Genomic DNA, 18595 nt, shown 5'->3' on the forward strand with positions numbered 1-18595 from the left:
CAGTTCTTTTTGCTTTTTCACAGCAAGACTCAACTCTTTTTTTTGATACATAAGTTATAGATTTTAATTATTTCTATTAAATTACGAAATCCAGCAGAAAAAAGTTACCGAAGGTTTAGTTCAACATAGAATTAAAAGTATATCTTTTCTTATGTACTACTTGATATATTACAAAAGCAAAATTTGTATAAGCGTATAATTTTCTAATAAAGTTAGACCGGTTCACTTTACATACTGTTAGTTTATGAACAAAATATGGACTATTACTGTATCAAATATTCTAAAATAGTATGAATTATAATCTCAGATTTACGGCAGTTTTATTCTTTGTTAGTAGTTTCCTTTTGGCACAAAAAGTAACAAATCCTAATCTCCAGAGTGAAGAGTTGGGAAAAGTAACTTGGTTGCGGGATTATGAGATTGCCATAAAGCTTGCCAAAAAAGAGCATAAAGATGTATTGCTATTATTTCAGGAAGTACCTGGTTGCAGTACGTGTAGAAATTATGGACATCAGGTATTGAGCCATCCTTTTATGGTAGAGATCATAGAAAACTCATTTGTTCCTTTAGCTATTTTCAACAATAAAGGTGGGAAAGATGCTCAGGTTCTTAGTAAATATAAAGAACCGAGTTGGAATAATCCTGTAGTACGTATTATTGACGAGCAAGGTGATAATGTCATAAATCGTATCAGTAGTGACTATTCTGCATTAGGATTGTTTACTGGAATGAAACAGGCATTACTCAAGAAAGGAAAAAAAATTCCTGAGTATATGAATCTATTAGAACAGGAATTGACAACTGTAGATACAGAAAAAGCTTATTATAAGATGTATTGTTTCTGGACGGGAGAAAAACAATTAGGGCAATTACCTTCTGTACTCCATACAGAATCAGGTTTTATTAATTATAGTGAAGTGGTAGAGGTAACTTTTGATGCTAAAGAAATTACAAAAAAGGAAATGGATACCTATGCCAGGTTTAATAACATGACTCCTGTAAGTAATGAAAAATCATTTCGTTCTTCTCCCAAAGATATTCATTACTATTTACAACATTCTAAGTATAAGTATCTCCCACTGACAACACTTCAGAAAACTAAAATTAATAGTGCTTTAGGAGGAGGAAAGTCGACCGAACACTTATTAAGTCCTAAGCAAAAAAAGTGGCTAAAGAGTGTTACTTCTTATAGCGAAATTTTATTTACTACTGAATTTAGTAAAGCCTGGGCAATAATGGAAAATAGAGAAAATTCTTTGTAAAGATCGTCAAAAAATAGCTGCTATTAATTGAAAACCAGATGATCGCCATATCATCAAGAATCAAGATCTTACAGGTTCAAAAAAACAGTAAGATTAAATTGATACTACTCATCTTTGATTAATTTATCAGTGTAATGAGCTTTATGTTTCGGTGTTGCAAAACGCTTTTTATTGTAAGCGTTAGAATCACCTTTTGGGATAGATAGTGATTGCCAATTGATATCGCAGATCATTTTTCCTATAAAAACGATCTGACCTATGTGGTACGAATAATGTGCCAATTGTCTGTTAATAGCTTCGGTAATACTATGCTCGATATTTCTTATATAAACAGTTTGGTCAAAATTATGTTCGTATATGCTATCAAGCGCGTCAAATAAAGATTTCCAGCCTTCGTTCCAGATACGCAGTAATTCTTCTTTTGTTTTGATATCATTCTCAAATTCTGTATCACGCTCCCGCCATTCTTTTTCACCGTCTGTTGTAAGAAAATCTGTCCATCGGGATTTCATATTTCCCCAAAGATGTTTTGTAATTATGGCAATACTATTACTCGTATCATTATACTGCCAGAACAATTTTTGATCAGGGAGTTGATCTATCGTTTTTTCTCCAAGTAATTTATAATATAAAAATTGCTTTTTGATACCTTCTATATATTCAACTGGATTCATAAAGAATAATTGTAGGGTTATACGATTCTAATCTAAAATTACCTATTCAAATTTGTTGCTTTTATTTGAGTGTTTTTAAAACAGAATTGATATTAAAGGTATGATTTTTTTTGAAAATGTCTACTATAGATAATATTAAGGCACTGGTTATTTTCTTTTTGTTTTAGCAATTATTACTCCAATAATCTCCATCAATAGAATTCCAGTTTTTACCTGGCACCTATGTTCTTGGAACAAAGCCATTAAGGTAGAATATATTTTTACATCCTATTCTCGATACACTTCTCCTAAAGTCGAAGTACGTGAACTGACCAATCTTATCCCAAAAATGCCTAAATGCACAACAGGTTTACTTACTATATTTTCTCTTTCTGATAAGTGAAAATAAAAAACCAAAGACTCCAAGAATTAGTAGTGGCATCACAATATTAATTATTTGCCATATGGTTCTGGTAGCTACTACTTTTTCAATATCCAGAAAAGGAATGTTAATTTCTTTTCCTCGTACAGCTACAATTCCAGAGTCATCCAGTAGATAGTTTACTGCATTAAGTAAAAATTCTTTATTGCCATATTGTATGTTTAAATATGGATCAAATCCGAGTGTTATGGGACTATTTTTTCTAACCCCATTTTTAATAACATCGCCATCAGCAATGACGATCATTTTGGTCTCTTTACTAGTATCTACAGTTGTATTCATTTTGAAGGGTTTTATACGACCTTCATAAGCAGATTTAAAAGTTCCCTCTAGTAAGACAGCCAGATTTTGATTCCCCTGAGTATATGTTGTCATGTCTGGTTTCTGCCCAATACTATTTTTCAGACTAATTTCTTTAGGTATTCCTTCTATTTTGGATTTATCAGAACTTGTTAATAATATAGTCTTCTTAGTATTATTTTTTAAAGTATCTATTTGATTAGAAAATTCAAATTTTACGGATTCAATATTTTTGACGATGGGATGGTCACTGTTACTTTTTGTCAATGACGCATAAAACCATGGATAAGGAGTGAACTGTGTATCGTTGCCTTGTCCGGATGCGAGCATTAGTGGGGCAGAGTATAGGTCATTGATTAATACAGGATTGATACGTACTCCATATGAGAATAGGGCATCACCTAATCTTAAATCTTGCGCAAATGCCAAAGTAGATCCCTGAGATTGTGGAGTAAATAAACTGTCAAGTTCCATAGCGACAGATTCTAGCAGCCATAAAGATTTACCACCACCCATAATAAATTGGTCAACCACATATTTTTCTTTTTCGGAGTACGGTTGTGTAGGTTTTGCATTGATAATCATATCAAATTTTTGTAACTCCTTTAGTGTCTTCTCAGGATTAGAAGCTACAGAATCGAGTGTAAATGCTCCCACAAAATAATACTCTTGTAGTGTTTTTATAAAATCCGCAATCCTGATATCTGGTAACTGCCCATTACCTTTGAGTACTGCTATTTTACTTTTTTTTGGGTGAATTAGTTTTTTTAGAGCGTCTGCAAAAATATATTCTAATTGCTGGATAGAGTTATTAACCCGTTCCTCTGTAGTGGCGCCAATGGTGTTTTTTACTAAAGAAACTTTTACACTGCGATTTTGATAATTCATAATTGCCCAGGGAACAACGGTTTCTATTTCTGTTTTCCCACTTTCCTGTACGCTAACTTCCATAGGAGTAAGTCCGAGTCGTTGCAGCTCTTCCAGCGTTTCTTTTCTGAATTCCTCTTCTTCAATAGGATTTGTGAAAGCAAATTGAATGTTAGAATTAATCGAATTAAATTCTTCTAATAATTGTTTGGTTTCTCCTTGTAACTTTCTGAATTCTGATGGAAAATCTCCTTTTAGCAATACATCAATGGTAATGGGTGCATTTGCTTGATCTATTAAGCTTGCCGTAGCTTCTGATAGTGTAAAACGGTTATCCTGTGTGAGATCAAAGCGATGGTATACTTGATTTGCAATAATTGTAAGGACTATAGAAATTATGACTGCAATAGTCGCATACTTAGCAGTGATTTTTATAACATTGTTTCTGAGCTTAAGGATTGCGAAAAAAGTGAAAAGCCCAATAAGACTAAAAAAATAAATGATATCTCTGGTATCTATTATTCCTTGACTGATGCGTTCATAATGTAATTGCATCCCAATTTGTTCTATTGTATAATCCATAGCACCAAAGAGTTGATAGTTTGCCAGCCCGCTAAATCCAAAATAGAAAAGAAAGCAAATAAATAATGACATTAAAAAAGCAACAATCTGATTATTGGTAACCGAAGAAGAAAATGTTCCGATAGCTGTGTAAGAAGCACATAGTAATACTAATGCAATATAAGAGCCTAGTGTACTACCTACGTCCAAATTACCAACAGGTTTACCTAATTGATATAATGATATGATATATAGTATACTTGGGACTAAAGCGATTAAGATCAGGAAGAAACTTCCCAGATATTTGCCTATGACTAATTGCCAATGTGTTATGGGTTTAGTCAATAATAACTCTAGAGTACCTTGTTTTTTCTCTTCTGAAATACTCCGCATAGTAACGGCAGGAATCAGGAATAGTAAAATCCAGGGGGCAATTAAAAAGAAAGGAGAAAGATCAGCAAAACCACTATCCGGAATATTAAACTGGCCTTTGAACACCCAAAGAAATAATCCATTAAGTATCAAAAATATACTAATTACCAGATATCCTACTGCTGAGGCGAAAAAGGTATTAATTTCTTTTCGTATGATTGCTAACATATATTCTTTTAAAATTTTTAGGTATTAAGGCATCAAAAGTAGCACAATTATAAATTTGCAATTTTTTCTGTGCTCCAGGCTTCTGGTTTTTGATTAAATTTATCTTTAGTGTTTTTCCAAACTCCTTTGAATAACGAAGAGTTTCTATAGTTATTGAGATGTTTTTCGGATTCCCAGTGACTGTAGGTGAAAAATTGATTTGTTTGATGTGTATCTCTAATCAATTGTAGATGTGTACAACCTTCAAAATTTCTGATCTTGTGTTTGTTTTGTTCAAAATTTTCTAAAAAAGCATCAATTTGCTCCGGGATGAATCCCATTTTTACAATTCTTATGATCATTATTTTTAGTTGGAATTTTAAAAAGTTTAAAGTTACAAAACTACAAAGTTTTGATGGTAGAAGTCAGCGTTTAAAAATGAAAACTTTAGCATGCTAATATAGGATATGGCTTTACAGAGGCTGGTATCAATGGCAGGTAATGTCATTTCTGATTTAAAATCACCTATTCAAGTTTTCTTTTTTGTTGATACTTGAACATATAAAGAAGTGGTAATATCTTATATTTTCTTTTTTGTCTGAATTAAAAAAAAATAATTTGATTCAGTTTCCGGTGATTTTATCTAAGAGTATGTTTAAAAACCTTACTTCCTGAAAACAACTATTTTAAGAACCGTGAGTCTACTTCAAATAATTAAAATATCTCGATATTCTCATCATTTGAAGTGTCCTCAGAACCTCAAACTATTGATTTTCAATTTGTATTCTTTTTAAACATACTCTAAGAAGCGGTATTAGATACATTAAATGTATTGATGTTTCATTTTTTTAATTTTGCGTTAGGGATAGTAGTGGCATCCTTTTTTATTCTATTTTTTATAAGTTTATCTATAAGGTTTGATAAAAAAGATATAGCGGATAGCCCGCCCGAACGCCCAAATCATGAAACATGAAAGTTTATTGCTGCTTTTATTAGTTCTTAGACTCAGTTAATCACTCAAAACTAATACTCACAGTATCGCGGTAGTGCAAACCAAATAGGCTAGAAGCACCACCAACCGTTTTAGGATTACTTTTATAGATTGCCAATTCCAGGTATCCTGAGGAATTAAAAATCGCTAATTTTTTACCATCTTCTTCTCGTTTGCTTTTTTCGATATCAAAATTTATGGCATCACTATAACGTTCATAAATAGTACTGAATATAGCACTTCTGGCAGTAATTTTGAAAATACGACCTTTTCCTATCTCTTCAAAGAATTTTCTGGTAATGTTTGTGATTAGATTACCATAGTTATCAATATAAATGATACTGCCTACGATTTGTTTACCTCCCAGATTTACGATAGGCGTAATACCTTTGATCAGTTTGATCTCTGTAATTACCTTGCCAATGACCTCTAAAGTTCCGCCACGTGCAATGTGGCAGGCTACGGTAACAAAGACATCTAGTACCGGGAAATTAGTGCTAATCTTATTGCGAATATTGATTTTTACAATTTTTTCTGGTCTAAATTCTGATGCAATTAAGGAAATCAAACCATTATTAGCACAGATAAAGTAATGATCATCTAATTTGACCGCGATATGCATGTTCTCAGGGTTTAGCTCACTGTCAATCCCTACAATATGAATACTTCCTTTTGGAAAGTTTTTATAGGCATTCTGGATGATATATGCAGCTTCTGTGATGTGAAATGGAGAAATCTCATGAGAGACATCTACAATGGTTGCCTGCGGTAATTCTGTATAAATAGCTCCTTTAACAGCAGATACAAAGTGATCTTTGATTCCGAAATCTGTAGTTAAAGTAATTATTGACATGAAAGTTAATTGGTTTATTAATTTAAAAAAATATAACAGTTTGCTTAGAATTGTTAATATCTTTTACTTATTAGCATTTAAAAATATGTAAATTTGCTTAGAAGTTATTCAAAGTTTTTTTGAGTTCCAAGATTCTTAATGAAAATAGTTTAATGAACCAATTTACAGACCTCTACTAGTATTTATGATCTTTAAGAAGTTTCTATTGATATCGCATTTTTCATTTTTAGTTCCCCAACAAAAACTTCAAAATAACTTGAGCAAACTTAGTCAATCCAACAAACAATTCATACTAAAATTTCTATAGCTTTTGAACGAACTTATTATTGAACTGACAGAAATTAATCCGAGAGAGTTTTTCGGACTTCAGAATAGCAATATTCAATTATTAAAAAAATACTTTCCTAAGTTAAAGATTGTTGCCAGAGGTAGTAAGATGAAGGTGTATGGGGATGAAGATATGCTGGAGGAGTTTGATACTCGATTGAATATGTTATTAGAACATTTTGGGAAGTATAATAAATTAGACGAAAATGTAATTGAGCGTATTCTTACCAGTGATAGTAAGGCTGATTATGAAACCTCGGAGGTTAGTGGTGAAATTCTGGTTCATGGAGTAGGAGGTAAGCTGATCAAAGCGCAGACGGCTAATCAGCGGAGATTGGTAGAAACTACCCATAAAAATGATATGGTTTTTGCTATTGGTCCGGCAGGAACGGGTAAAACATATACTGGCGTAGCACTCGCTGTAAAAGCACTTAAAGAAAAACAGGTGAAGCGCATAATTCTAACACGTCCTGCGGTAGAAGCTGGAGAGAATCTAGGATTTTTGCCAGGTGATCTTAAAGAAAAATTAGATCCTTATATGCAGCCATTGTATGATGCTTTGCGTGATATGATTCCCCCGGAGAAACTGGATAGTTTTATAGAAAAAGGAGTTATACAGATTGCACCGATGGCTTTTATGAGAGGGAGAACATTAGACAATGCCTATGTAATTTTGGATGAGGCACAGAATACTACACATGCGCAGATGAAAATGTTTCTGACACGGATGGGTAAAAATGCTAAGTTCATTATTACGGGAGATCCCGGGCAAATAGATCTCCCACGCAGAGTGACCTCTGGACTTAAGGAAGCGTTACTTGTCCTGAAGAATGTATCAGGAATCGGAATGATCTTCCTTGATGATAAAGACGTAATACGTCATAAATTAGTCAAAAAAGTAATTGCTGCTTATAAAGAAATAGAAAATAGAAATGGATAAGTATAGTTGGTAGTATTGCTAAAGTGAATATGCCATTAGTTACTCCTCGATAGTAGTATTCGTTAGATCCCGGCGTTCTCATTTTATAGATACACAGATACTTATGTTTATCACTCATAGATTACACAATGAACACCATTACAGATACAAATTATAGTTTTCCGGGTCAGAAATCGGTATATAAAGGAAAAGTAAGAGAGGTATATACAATTAATGATGAGCTATTGGTCATGATTGCTACCGATCGACTTTCGGCCTTTGATGTGGTGATGCCCAAAGGAATTCCGTTTAAAGGGCAAATCCTTAATCAGATTGCTACGCAAATGATGAAAGCTACAGAAGATCTTGTGCCTAATTGGTTACTGGCAACTCCGGATCCTAATGTAGCGGTAGGACACTTATGTGGTCCTTTTAAAGTAGAGATGGTAATCAGGGGATATTTATCAGGTCATGCTGCCAGAGAATATGCCATAGGTAAAAGAATATTGTGCGGGGTGGCAATGCCAGAAGGGATGAAGGAAAATGATAAGTTTCCTGAACCAATTATTACGCCTTCTACAAAAGCAGATAATGGAGCACACGATGAGGATATATCCAGAGAAGAAATTTTATCAAAAGGGATTGTTTCTCAAGAGGATTATAGTGTATTAGAGGATTATACCAGAAAACTATTCCAAAGAGGGACTGAGATTGCCGCGGCGCAAGGATTAATATTGGTAGATACCAAATATGAATTCGGAAAGACCAAAGATGGAAAAATCGTTTTGATTGATGAGATTCATACCCCTGATTCTTCTAGATATTTTTATACAGAAGGCTATGATGAAAGACAAGAACAAGGAAAAACTCAGAAACAACTATCAAAAGAATTTGTACGCCAATGGTTAATTACTAATGGTTTCCAGGGAAAAGAGGGTCAGCAGATACCAGAGATGACAGACGAATATATACAATCGGTATCGGATCGGTATATTGAATTATATGAGAATATAACGGGGACTACTTTTGTAAAAGCTGATGTATCATCAATACAGGATAGGATAGAGAAAAATGTGTTGGCGTATTTATCACAAAAAAATGATAAGATAATTTGAAACCTAATAAAAAAGTAGCTATTATTATCGGTTGTGGACCTGCAGGACTAACAGCAGCGTATGAATTTTTAAAACATACCGATATACATCCTGTTATATTGGAGATGAGTGAGGATATTGGCGGGATCTCTAAAACAGTTAATTACAAGGGGAATTATATTGATATCGGAGGGCATCGTTTTTTTTCTAAATCTGATGTGGTGATGGACTGGTGGCAAGATATTATGCCCGTTGAATCTACTTCTGGAGCCACTCAATTAGGATACCAGAATAAAAGTAAAACATACTCCTTTAAAAATGAAGTTGACGATTCCAAAGATGTTTTTTTGATTAGAAACCGTGTTTCTCATATTTTTTTCATGAGAAAATTATTTGATTACCCATTAAAAATTAATTTGGGGACCATAAAGAAATTTGGTTTTTCAAAAATTTTTGTAATAGGAATTAGTTATGTATGGAATCATATATTTCCTAATACTCCAGAAAAAACACTTGAAGATTTTTTCATTAATAGGTTTGGTAAAAAACTGTATAAAATCTTTTTTAAAGATTATACAGAAAAGGTATGGGGAGTGCCTTGTGACCAGATCCCTTCTGAATGGGGAAAGCAACGTATTAAGGGATTAAATATAATAAAAGCTTTAAAGCATGCAGTATCTAATTTAAGGAATACAGACGATCAAATAGAACAAAAAAATACTGAAACTTCTCTGATAGAACGATTTTTGTACCCTAAATACGGCCCAGGTCAACTCTGGACAAAAGTAGCAGAAAAAATAGTTGATTTGGGAGGAGAGATTCATTTTAATACTAAAGTAACAACCATTGTTTCTCAAAAAAATATGATTACTACTGTAATTTCTAAAAACAATAATGGGGAAAATATAAAGTTTTCTGCGGATTATGTAATTTCTACAATGCCTATTCGATATTTGATTAGAGGTATGGGGGATATAGTTCCAAAGATTGTTAAAGAAGTTGCTAAAACATTGGTATATAGAGATTTTATTACTGTAGGTTTGTTGTTGGATCGTATAAATCTGGAAGAGGAAGGTATTCTCATTAAAGATAATTGGATTTATATTCAAGAAAGATCTGTCAGCTTAGGGAGATTACAGATTTTTAATAATTGGAGTCCTTATCTCGTAAGTGATTCCAGTAAAGTATGGTTGGGTTTAGAGTATTTTTGCAATGAGGGAGATAACTTATGGAGTATGTCTGATCGGGATTTCATACAATTTGCAATAGAAGAATTAGTTTCTATAGATGTTATAAAATCAGAAGATGTTATAGATCATACCATTATTAGAATGCCAAAGACCTATCCTTCTTATTTTGGTTCGTATAAGGATTTTGATCAAATAAAAAACTATGTAAGTACATTTCCTAATTTGTTTTTAATCGGAAGGAATGGAATGCATAAATATAATAATCAAGATCACTCTATGCTAACAGCTATAACGGCTGTTCAAAATATAAAAAATGGACAGATAGATAAAGAAAATATTTGGGATATAAATACTGAACAAGAATACCATGAAGAGGCTTCGGAGTAATTAGTATATGATGAAATGTTTAGAATTACATAAATATGAAAAAGCACCTTAAATATAAAGACTATATTATATTACTACCGTTTCTGTTTTTTTATGTGCTTATCATTTTTTTTAAACAGCAAAATGTCCTATTGGGAGACGAAGGAAGGTATTGGTCATATGCTTATAAATTATTGCAAGGATACTATGCCGGGAGTGAGTTTGGTGAGTATTCTTACTTGTGGAATGGCCCAGGCTATCCTATTATTTTGATGCCTTTTCGATATTATGATACGCCATTGATTTATCCCAAGTTAATGAATGCATTTTTTTTATATGCAGGATTGATTTTCTTTTTTCGTTCACTTAAGCACTTTCTCATTAGAAAAAAAGCATTGTGGGTTACTATAACACTGGGGTTTTATTACCCTTTATTACAGATGGCATTACCAGCGCTCTATACAGAAGCTTTGTCTTTTATGTGTTGTACTGCATTTATTTACTTTTTTTTCAATTATTATAAAGAAGGAAAGACCCAACAATTTATTTTGTGTTGTTTTTCATTAGCGTATCTGGCTCTGACAAAGGTTATATTTGGTTACGTAATTCTTACATTACTAGTCTGTTTTTTGATTTGGTACTTTTTTTCTAAAGCTAAAAAGGAGGTTATTTCGTTTATAAAAATTTTGGTATGTAGTCTTGTAATTTGCAGTCCATATTTATTATATACATATTCACTAACGGATAAGTTTTTTTACTGGGGTAATTCCGGAGGTATGAATTTATATTGGATGAGTAGTCCATTTGAAGGTGAGTTAGGGGATTGGCATTATTTTGAAACACTAGAAGAGGAGTTTCCGGAAATTTATAAAAACCATGAAAGTTTTTTATTGTCCATTAAAAATTTAACACCTGTAGAAAAAGATACGGCTTTAAAACAGAAGGCTGTAGAAAACATTATAAATCATAAACAAAAATTTATTAAAAACTGGGTCTCCAATATAAGCAGGATTTTTATAGAAATCCCGTATTCTTATAGAGTACAGTCTAATAATCAATTGTTTTACCTTTTACCTAACGTTACTTTAATTATGATATTAATAAGTGCCTTATTAATTTCTATTTTGAATTTTAGAATGTTCTCTAACAATATTTTATTTCTTATTTTATTTATAATTATTTATTTGGGAGGTATTAGCGTGCTCTCTGCATTAGTGCGGTTTTTATATCCGATTATACCAATATTGTTGATGTGGATTTGCTATACTTTTGAAAAATTTGTAAAAATTAATAGAGAAAGAGGACGCATTATTTTGTGTATTAGTAACAGCATATTTTCCAATAAATAGATAAAAAAGAATTATAGTATATTATATCTTAGAAAGTTTTGAAACCAAAAATACTGTTATAATCAAGCATTTCCTGTTTTTGATCTACCTGATTGTTACAAGTTCTCATTTACACCTACCAATAATTCCCGATCCAAGTTTATTTTTGTAGCATCTGCTCATCTTTAGAGGGCGGCATAGAACTATTACGACTGTTTTTATGAGTTTCGTATTTTGAGAGACGTTCTTTCAATTCAGTATTTTACTTTTCTAATATTTCTAAACGAAACTCTAACGATTTAAGTCTTTCTAATAAAGGAATATCTATAAAGCTAAGTAAGTAAAACTATAAGCAAACAAAAAATAAAAAGCATGACTTTATGGCATGGGTAGCATGACAATTAGGCATGAAATCATAAAAAATGAAAACTGATTAGTTACAAAGTTTTTTTGATATTGGTATTAAAAACCTTTATCTGTTCGTCAAAAATGATAATCTATTATGTCCATAATAGTACAAGTTTTATCCTAATGTATCCTTTCTAATTATCAAAAAAATAAAAGTTGTATCACGTATGCTCATTGATACAACTTTTATAGTTTTATTCTCAATTTAATACCTATTTAAGTTATCAAGAATTCGACATTCTAATTCGGCACAATGAAAACCATAGGATCGACATTGGTTAGTACCAGGATGAATACATTCTTCCAGACCTCCCTGAATAGATAGTTGCTGTTTCTTATTTAATTTATGAATACCATCTAATTGTAAAATTTGTTTTAACATATTTAAAGTTTTTAAGAGTTATTAGTAAATTTAAATAATTTATTAATACAAATAGATTTAATTGTAAAAAATTGATAGTCAATATTTTAAATTTTATTTCTATTAGGCGTGGTGGCCAATAATTCCCGATCCAAGTTTATTTTTGTAGCATCTGCCAGGTGATTATAAAATACTCCCATACCAGACATGGCTATTATTTCCATAATTTGTGATATTGTATAGCCAAGCTGCTGTAATGTTTTAAAATCTTCTTCATTTGAAGATTTAGGATCTTTTGATATTTGTACAGCAAAATCTATGGCAGCTTTCTCTTTGGGACTACTATTTTCTAATAGGGTATTGCTACTTTTTAAGGATTCTATCTCTTCGGGTGTGCCTCCTGCCATACTACAAAATGCCTGATGCGCAGTTTCGCAATACTTACATTCTTGAGATGATGAAATTGCAATCATAATCATCTCTTTTAGTTTGCGATCTAATTCTCCACTGGTCAGAATATACTGCATCACCGGAAAAATTCCTTTTAACGCAGTTGGAGCATTACCCCACACTTTAAAAAAATTAGGTACAAAAGGAGCGTTTAGCTCTTTTTTTATAGAATCAAATGTATTTTGTAATTCAGGTGTGATTTCTATATCATTAAGCAAGCTGGAAATAGTTTTCATGTAAACATAGTATTAGAGTTGAATCTTAAAAGTAATACATGATGTACACTATAATAGTTAAGAAAATCTCAATAATAAAAAAGATATAAATTTGATTTTGCTCTATTTCCGACCAGGCTAAATAGGTTTACTCTAGATTTTAAGAATTTTATACGAAGTGTTTTCAATGATTAAAAAATAGACACCGGAGGTAAGTGATGAAATATTAATTTCAGCATTTCTGGGAGTTACTTTTCCAGTAGTGATTAGCATTCCTTGTAAAGAAATGATTTTGTAAGCAAGTCGCTGCTCTATAGAATTACCGCCAACCTTAATATAAGAAGTGGCAGGATTTGGATATATATTCATTTTTGCATTGCGAACTACTGATTCGTTGTCTACAGATAAGACCTGAGTTGCACCGTCTATATCATATTTGGAAAAGAACTTCCAAATCTCGGTAGCAGTATCTATATCATAGTTAGTGCCTGATGAAGGATATGGATTTCCGGGCCATTTATGGGTGCCTCCAATGATTTTGAAATGTTCTACCGTAACACCATTATCTCCATGTGCATACACATGATGCTCGGCTGTAGTATCATCAGTCGTATTGCTGTCTTCAATTGCAGTGATAACAGCTGTGATATCGCCATTATTTGATACTGTCCAGAAGTTTAAAACATCTGTAATTGCTTCAAAATCATTATTGCCATCATAGGGTATAACGTGATCGCTCGTTCCGTGAATTTCTAGAATAGGAGTGGGGTGTAATATGGTACAATTATTTTGTTGTTCTTTGACCATGGAGCCTGTAACAGAAGCAATGGCTGCAATTTTGTCATTTAACTCACATGCCAGTCTATAGCTCATAAACGCTCCGTTAGACATTCCTGTACTATAAATTCTTTTGCTATCAATCATATAACTGGAAGACAGTTCCTCGATTAATGCAGCAGTAAAACCAACATCATCTGTTGTACTTCTGCCACGACCCACATTAAAATGGGTGTTGCCATGAATATCTATCGTTCCCTGTGGGTGTACGATTAAGAAACCATGCTGTTCTGCTAAAGGTCTAAAGTCTCCATATCTCATTTGTTGTGCTGCATTAGCAGTGTATCCATGAAAGTTAAAAACTACGGGAACTAAGGTGTTTCCTGTGTAATTAGCTGGAATATATAAGATATATTCTCTTTCTATACCGTCGTGAATCAAGGTTTTTTTAATAGTTTGCTGGGCATGAATAGTAAACGAGCAATAAAAAAATAAAGAAATTAGCATACAGACTTTTATATTTAGTCTTATATGTTTTTTGGGGATGGTAATAATCATTATATAGGTTTGGGTTTTGATTGGGCACTGCAAGGTACACAAATCTTATATATTCTCAGAACTTGATAGTACAGGCTACACGTTAAAACTATATTAATTATAAGGGAAATATCCCTTTTTATTTACGTTTAGCCATACAGTTTAAAAAGATCTGCTTATTTCGAACGTATATATTGATAAAAAATTATATGACTATCGGATTCCTTGCATAAGATCGATAATTTTTGTATCTTCTTGTTTTAGAGCGATTTATTCTAATAAAGATTCAAGATTTTTTCAGGAAATTTCCAGATGAAGTGAGTTGTAAAACTCATTTCAAAGCGGAAAGAGACAAACAAAGAGTTATTTGTAAACGATGTTCAGGTATGGAACATTATTGGATTTCTACTCGAAACCAATATCAATGTAAAAAGTGTAAGTTCAGGACTACTTTACGCAGTGGTACTTTATTGCACGGCTCACAATTACCATACTACTATTGGTATTTTTCTATTATGTTACTTACCAGTACTAAAAAAAGTTTTTCAGCCTTAGAAGTTCAGCGACAACTAGGACATCTTTATTATGAACCTATCTGGGCTATACTCCATAAAATCCGATATGCTATGGATAAAAGAGATGACAATTATCAGCTCCCCGATCAAATAGAAATCGATGAGGGCTTTTTTGAAATTGTTCCTGATAAAGAAGACTGACAGCGCATTGCTCAAGAAATAGCAGATAATAATGGAAAACTTAAACAGGGTAAAGGAAGTCAAAAATAAATATCAGTATTGGTAATGGTGGAATCTAAACCATTAGAAGTTTCTGATAAATACAAACATAAACCCTCAAAGAAAGTAGGCTTTATTAAAATGAAAATTATAGAAGATCTTACAAAAGAAACTACCCAACAACAGATCAAGAGTACTATCGATACAAAGACATCTGCCACTAAAGACGGAGCTAATAATTATAATGATACTAAGGATCACTTAGAAGGTCATAATGCTGTAGTAATAAAAGATAAAAGTAAAACCTCAGAAATACTACCTTGGGTACATATTGAGAGTGTAAATATAACCTTGTCTGAATACTAAATTTTTAATTTACACATTATTCAGATAAGATGACAAATACAGAACAACAAGAACTAGAGAAGAAAGCTCTTGAATAATTTATGAGCGGCAAGAGTTTATTTGGCAAAGATGGCGCATTTTCCTAAGAGATTCTAAAACTAAGGAAGTGTAATTATAACCCTGTCTCAGGGTTATAATTACACTTCCGAAACTAAGAAAAAAACACTAATTTTAAACAACAAATGAATCGATTTAGAACAACTCATTTACCCTGCTCAATTTAAACCGGAAGGGGTGGCTCACTTTAACAGGAATATGCAGTAAACGTATTTCTATTTTAAGGAAAGAGTTAAAGCTTTCGCAGACTGATTTAGCTAATCAGCTTAATACATCTGTTAGTGTAGTTTCTCGTTATGAGCTTGATAAAATGACGCCATCGGTTGAGACAGCCAAAAAGCTTGCACAACTTCTCAATACTTCTGTAGGATACTTACTTGGTGAAAATGATAATGCAGAACTCTTTAAAGATCCTGAGATGTTAAAACGTTTCGAGGATATTACAGAGTTTAAAGAAGAAGATAGAAAGTATATTCTATACACCCTCGATGCACTTATCAAAAATGTAAAACTTAAATCTATCGCATAAAAAAACAGCCACCTATTATCTAGATGACTGTTTATCAATATTTATCTTCTTACTCTTACCGCTACGAAGTCAGGAGACATTCGCAGAGCATCACTCTTCGGAGAGCTGGATTATTATATTTTATCAGATACAATAGGTATTTTCTTAGTTATTGTTTTTAAAGAATCAACAACAATTACTTTATGAGTAACTCTTGATTCATCTTTTCTAAGAATAACTTCTCCCTTATTTTCAGAAGGTATAAAATATTCATCTTGAACAATCCCATCAATATAATAAGTACCTGTTTTTTTAAATAAAATATTATAAATGAGTATTTTATTTTTTGTAACCCCTACAAAAGTATCTAGCTTTTTGTTTTTTAAAATTTCAACATTTTGAATTTTATCAAACAATCCATATAAATAATAAATATATCTTTCTGTATCTATAGAATCAGTTTTTGATTTATATTCTATTATTCCTTTATACTTTTTCCCTATAATTAATGTGTCAGGAAACTTAAAAGAATACTCAACTTTTGATTGATCTTTATTATTTTTAACTAAAGTATTATTTTTCTGTTTATTACAAGAAAACAAAAAAATAACTAAAGGAATTAATAGCTTAATTATTAAACTTTTCGAGTGCTTTTTGCTTTGCATTATTTAGATTTTGTTGTTTTTGTAATCTTACTCTTGAACTGTCCTGTACCCTTACCGTTGAATCTTTTGTAGCCGTTACTGCAGTTACTGTTGTATTACCATTTCTAACACTGACATCTACCCTTACAACATTAGTTACAGACATAGTCGTAGTTTCTGTTGCTGCGATATTCCCATTACTTGTGTTTGGTTCACCTGCTGTATTTGTAGAATTTAACGATCCTTCAACTTTACCTCCAACTTTCATTCCTGTTTTTAAACCTGAATTTATGTCTTTAACAGCCTTGTTTATATTCTTAACGTCAGCTTTTCGTTTAAACCCTGATTTTTTAGACTTACCTGTACTTACCATCTGCTTAGCTCCTTGAATATTAAACTCTTCAGTACTAGCATCTCCTGTTCGTATCATTTGCTGATCACCAGATCGTTGTCCGCTATCATCAACCATACTAGCACCACCTAATTTAGGGCTACTGTCATCTGTTCTAGATCCTTCATTTGAAACATTTCCTTCTAAACTATTTGAAAATTCACTTAATGCAGTGCCAATACTTGAAAAGAAACTACCTACTGCTTCGGTTGCATTGTTTACTGCTGTAGCTACGGAATTTGCAATACCATCTCCTATTCCTGAAACTGGATTAGGACAGCATCCAAAGGGTTTCATTCCATCAGGATCAATAAAGTAAATAGGATTATCAAACGCATAATTATAAGGAGAATGCCTACGCATTGCTTCCGCCAGTGGATCAAGGTTCATCCATCTACCAATCGCAGGATCGTAATTTCTAGCAGTAATATCTATCCACTCTAAACCAAGTTCGTCTTGTTCTTCTTTTCCACCAAACCCATAGTTATGTTTTCTACCAGTAATGGTTTGATTGTATCCTTTATGTTGTAGTCCAAAAGGATAATAGTTCTTCTCCTCCCGGATCTCCATCGCATTGTCACCATCTCCGTCAACATCAACATCATTTCTAAGAACGTCCACTTTCCCGTCATTGTCGCGGTCTGAGTAGGACAATCGGATGTTGCCTAAATGATCTTTATATTGATATACATACTCATACCCTTGTGATAAATCATTAGCATTTTTTGGTTCTGCATAGCCTTCTGGATGATGAAAAAATTTAAGGGTTGTACCTATACCCCCTATGGTCTCATATATATGATTGCCTGTATATTGGGTAACATTTCCCTGACTTACTCTCTTTTCTAATTTATTACCTATAGCATCATATACATAGTTAATTGTATTTACGTGATTGATCTGTACTCTTGTCGGTAAATTTAAATGATTATAGCTAATATCCTGTATCCCTTTATTACGATCAATAATCATATTACCATTGGCATCATATTCATAATCATCCCCAGAGGTATTTCCATCTATAAAGCCAACATTTTTATCATACGCATCTGTTACAGATGTTAATTGATTACCTACCCCATAAGAATAATCCAGATTATCCATACGTGCATCTTCAGAGATAGATGAGTCTGTAGTTCTTATAAGTTTCTCAATATTACCATTCTTATCATAGGTAACTCCTGATAAACTGTGAAAAAACGAAGAAAATTGAGCTCTATTAATCCTGTTTAAGGCATCATAATAATAGCGATACGAACGTTTCGTGGTTCCATTATCATTAGCTGTTTTCCAGTGGGTTTCACTAATATTTCCATTATACAATAGCTCTGCTGCTCCCTGATATGGGTAAGTAGTAGGGTCACTGGTATTATAAC

Annotated in this window: 18 protein-coding genes; 8 read left to right on the forward strand and 10 right to left on the reverse strand. The window is 32.5% G+C overall.

Annotated elements, in window-relative coordinates; genetic code table 11:
* The first annotated feature begins 290 nt into the window (after positions 1-290).
* Positions 291-1262 carry a VPGUxxT family thioredoxin-like (seleno)protein, type 2 gene (locus F0000_RS24785; protein WP_149627410.1) on the forward strand — a complete coding sequence of 324 codons (972 nt, stop codon included), beginning with the start codon at positions 291-293 and terminating at the stop codon, positions 1260-1262.
* Between the two features lie 104 nt (positions 1263-1366).
* Here F0000_RS24785 and F0000_RS24790 read toward each other — a convergent pair whose 3' ends face one another.
* The 4 genes from F0000_RS24790 to F0000_RS24805 form a co-directional block, all read right to left on the reverse strand.
* Positions 1367-1936: a DUF1572 family protein gene (locus F0000_RS24790; RefSeq protein ID WP_149627411.1), complete on the reverse strand. Its 570-nt coding sequence runs from the start codon at positions 1934-1936 to the stop codon at positions 1367-1369.
* A 349-nt stretch (positions 1937-2285) separates the two neighbouring features.
* Positions 2286-4685 carry a gliding motility-associated ABC transporter substrate-binding protein GldG gene (gldG, locus tag F0000_RS24795; RefSeq protein ID WP_149627412.1) on the reverse strand — a complete coding sequence of 800 codons (2400 nt, stop codon included), beginning with the start codon at positions 4683-4685 and terminating at the stop codon, positions 2286-2288.
* Positions 4686-4732: 47 nt separating this feature from the next.
* On the reverse strand, positions 4733-5026 hold the full coding sequence (locus tag F0000_RS24800; RefSeq protein ID WP_149627413.1) for a putative quinol monooxygenase: 294 nt from the start codon (positions 5024-5026) through the stop codon (positions 4733-4735).
* Positions 5027-5677: 651 nt separating this feature from the next.
* On the reverse strand, positions 5678-6508 hold the full coding sequence (locus F0000_RS24805; RefSeq protein WP_149627414.1) for an S-adenosyl-l-methionine hydroxide adenosyltransferase family protein: 831 nt from the start codon (positions 6506-6508) through the stop codon (positions 5678-5680).
* Between the two features lie 310 nt (positions 6509-6818).
* On the opposite strand from F0000_RS24805, the gene F0000_RS24810 reads away from it, so the two are divergent.
* The 4 genes from F0000_RS24810 (at position 6819) to F0000_RS24825 (ending at position 11753) form a co-directional block, all read left to right on the forward strand.
* Positions 6819-7775, forward strand: a complete 957-nt coding sequence (locus tag F0000_RS24810) for a PhoH family protein (protein WP_149627415.1) — start codon at positions 6819-6821, stop codon at positions 7773-7775.
* A gap of 128 nt (positions 7776-7903) precedes the next feature.
* Complete coding sequence (locus F0000_RS24815) at positions 7904-8869, forward strand: phosphoribosylaminoimidazolesuccinocarboxamide synthase (protein WP_149627416.1); 966 nt, start codon at positions 7904-7906, stop codon at positions 8867-8869.
* A complete protein-coding gene (locus F0000_RS24820; protein ID WP_149627417.1) occupies positions 8866-10425 on the forward strand; it encodes an NAD(P)/FAD-dependent oxidoreductase in 1560 nt (519 codons plus the stop codon). Before F0000_RS24815 ends, F0000_RS24820 begins: the two co-directional genes overlap by 4 nt.
* 35 nt (positions 10426-10460) lie before the next feature.
* Complete coding sequence (locus tag F0000_RS24825; protein WP_149627418.1) at positions 10461-11753, forward strand: glycosyltransferase family 39 protein; 1293 nt, start codon at positions 10461-10463, stop codon at positions 11751-11753.
* Between the two features lie 139 nt (positions 11754-11892).
* Here F0000_RS24825 and F0000_RS28725 read toward each other — a convergent pair whose 3' ends face one another.
* The 4 genes from F0000_RS28725 to F0000_RS24835 all read right to left on the reverse strand — a co-directional run bounded on the left by F0000_RS28725 (position 11893) and on the right by F0000_RS24835 (position 14501).
* Complete coding sequence (locus F0000_RS28725) at positions 11893-11985, reverse strand: hypothetical protein (protein WP_368668148.1); 93 nt, start codon at positions 11983-11985, stop codon at positions 11893-11895.
* Between the two features lie 360 nt (positions 11986-12345).
* Positions 12346-12522, reverse strand: coding sequence for a hypothetical protein (locus F0000_RS27965; RefSeq protein WP_188112269.1), 177 nt, complete (start codon positions 12520-12522; stop codon positions 12346-12348).
* A gap of 86 nt (positions 12523-12608) precedes the next feature.
* A complete protein-coding gene (locus F0000_RS24830; RefSeq protein WP_149627419.1) occupies positions 12609-13187 on the reverse strand; it encodes a carboxymuconolactone decarboxylase family protein in 579 nt (192 codons plus the stop codon).
* A 132-nt stretch (positions 13188-13319) separates the two neighbouring features.
* Positions 13320-14501 carry a T9SS type A sorting domain-containing protein gene (locus tag F0000_RS24835; RefSeq protein WP_149627420.1) on the reverse strand — a complete coding sequence of 394 codons (1182 nt, stop codon included), beginning with the start codon at positions 14499-14501 and terminating at the stop codon, positions 13320-13322.
* A gap of 296 nt (positions 14502-14797) precedes the next feature.
* On the opposite strand from F0000_RS24835, the gene F0000_RS24840 reads away from it, so the two are divergent.
* From F0000_RS24840 to F0000_RS24850, 3 genes are all read left to right on the forward strand, one after another.
* Entirely contained in the window at positions 14798-15196 is a 399-nt protein-coding gene (locus tag F0000_RS24840) for a transposase (RefSeq protein WP_188112270.1), read from the forward strand.
* Positions 15197-15280: 84 nt separating this feature from the next.
* Positions 15281-15580, forward strand: a complete 300-nt coding sequence (locus F0000_RS24845) for a hypothetical protein (protein ID WP_149627422.1) — start codon at positions 15281-15283, stop codon at positions 15578-15580.
* Between the two features lie 307 nt (positions 15581-15887).
* Positions 15888-16205 carry a helix-turn-helix domain-containing protein gene (locus tag F0000_RS24850; RefSeq protein ID WP_368668149.1) on the forward strand — a complete coding sequence of 106 codons (318 nt, stop codon included), beginning with the start codon at positions 15888-15890 and terminating at the stop codon, positions 16203-16205.
* A 113-nt stretch (positions 16206-16318) separates the two neighbouring features.
* Here F0000_RS24850 and F0000_RS24855 read toward each other — a convergent pair whose 3' ends face one another.
* A complete protein-coding gene (locus F0000_RS24855) occupies positions 16319-16849 on the reverse strand; it encodes a hypothetical protein (RefSeq protein WP_149627424.1) in 531 nt (176 codons plus the stop codon).
* The coding region (locus F0000_RS24860; RefSeq protein WP_304505299.1) for an RHS repeat domain-containing protein at positions 16812-18595 on the reverse strand (1784 nt) is incomplete at its 5' end. The genes F0000_RS24860 and F0000_RS24855, both read right to left, overlap by 38 nt.

This window comes from Aquimarina sp. RZ0 (assembly GCF_008370685.1).
In the GTDB taxonomy this organism is placed as follows: domain Bacteria; phylum Bacteroidota; class Bacteroidia; order Flavobacteriales; family Flavobacteriaceae; genus Aquimarina.

What these genes read in the sequence shown, in the direction of transcription:
- F0000_RS24785 (WP_149627410.1), top strand. Translation starts at nt 291, where the DNA reads ATGAATTATAATCTCAGATTTACGGCAGTTTTATTCTTTGTTAGTAGT.
- F0000_RS24790 (WP_149627411.1), bottom strand. Translation starts at nt 1,936, where the DNA reads ATGAATCCAGTTGAATATATAGAAGGTATCAAAAAGCAATTTTTATAT.
- gldG (WP_149627412.1), bottom strand. Translation starts at nt 4,685, where the DNA reads ATGTTAGCAATCATACGAAAAGAAATTAATACCTTTTTCGCCTCAGCA.
- F0000_RS24800 (WP_149627413.1), bottom strand. Translation starts at nt 5,026, where the DNA reads ATGATCATAAGAATTGTAAAAATGGGATTCATCCCGGAGCAAATTGAT.
- F0000_RS24805 (WP_149627414.1), bottom strand. Translation starts at nt 6,508, where the DNA reads ATGTCAATAATTACTTTAACTACAGATTTCGGAATCAAAGATCACTTT.
- F0000_RS24815 (WP_149627416.1), top strand. Translation starts at nt 7,904, where the DNA reads ATGAACACCATTACAGATACAAATTATAGTTTTCCGGGTCAGAAATCG.
- F0000_RS24825 (WP_149627418.1), top strand. Translation starts at nt 10,461, where the DNA reads ATGAAAAAGCACCTTAAATATAAAGACTATATTATATTACTACCGTTT.
- F0000_RS27965 (WP_188112269.1), bottom strand. Translation starts at nt 12,522, where the DNA reads ATGTTAAAACAAATTTTACAATTAGATGGTATTCATAAATTAAATAAG.
- F0000_RS24830 (WP_149627419.1), bottom strand. Translation starts at nt 13,187, where the DNA reads ATGAAAACTATTTCCAGCTTGCTTAATGATATAGAAATCACACCTGAA.
- F0000_RS24835 (WP_149627420.1), bottom strand. Translation starts at nt 14,501, where the DNA reads ATGATTATTACCATCCCCAAAAAACATATAAGACTAAATATAAAAGTC.
- F0000_RS24845 (WP_149627422.1), top strand. Translation starts at nt 15,281, where the DNA reads ATGGTGGAATCTAAACCATTAGAAGTTTCTGATAAATACAAACATAAA.
- F0000_RS24855 (WP_149627424.1), bottom strand. Translation starts at nt 16,849, where the DNA reads ATGCAAAGCAAAAAGCACTCGAAAAGTTTAATAATTAAGCTATTAATT.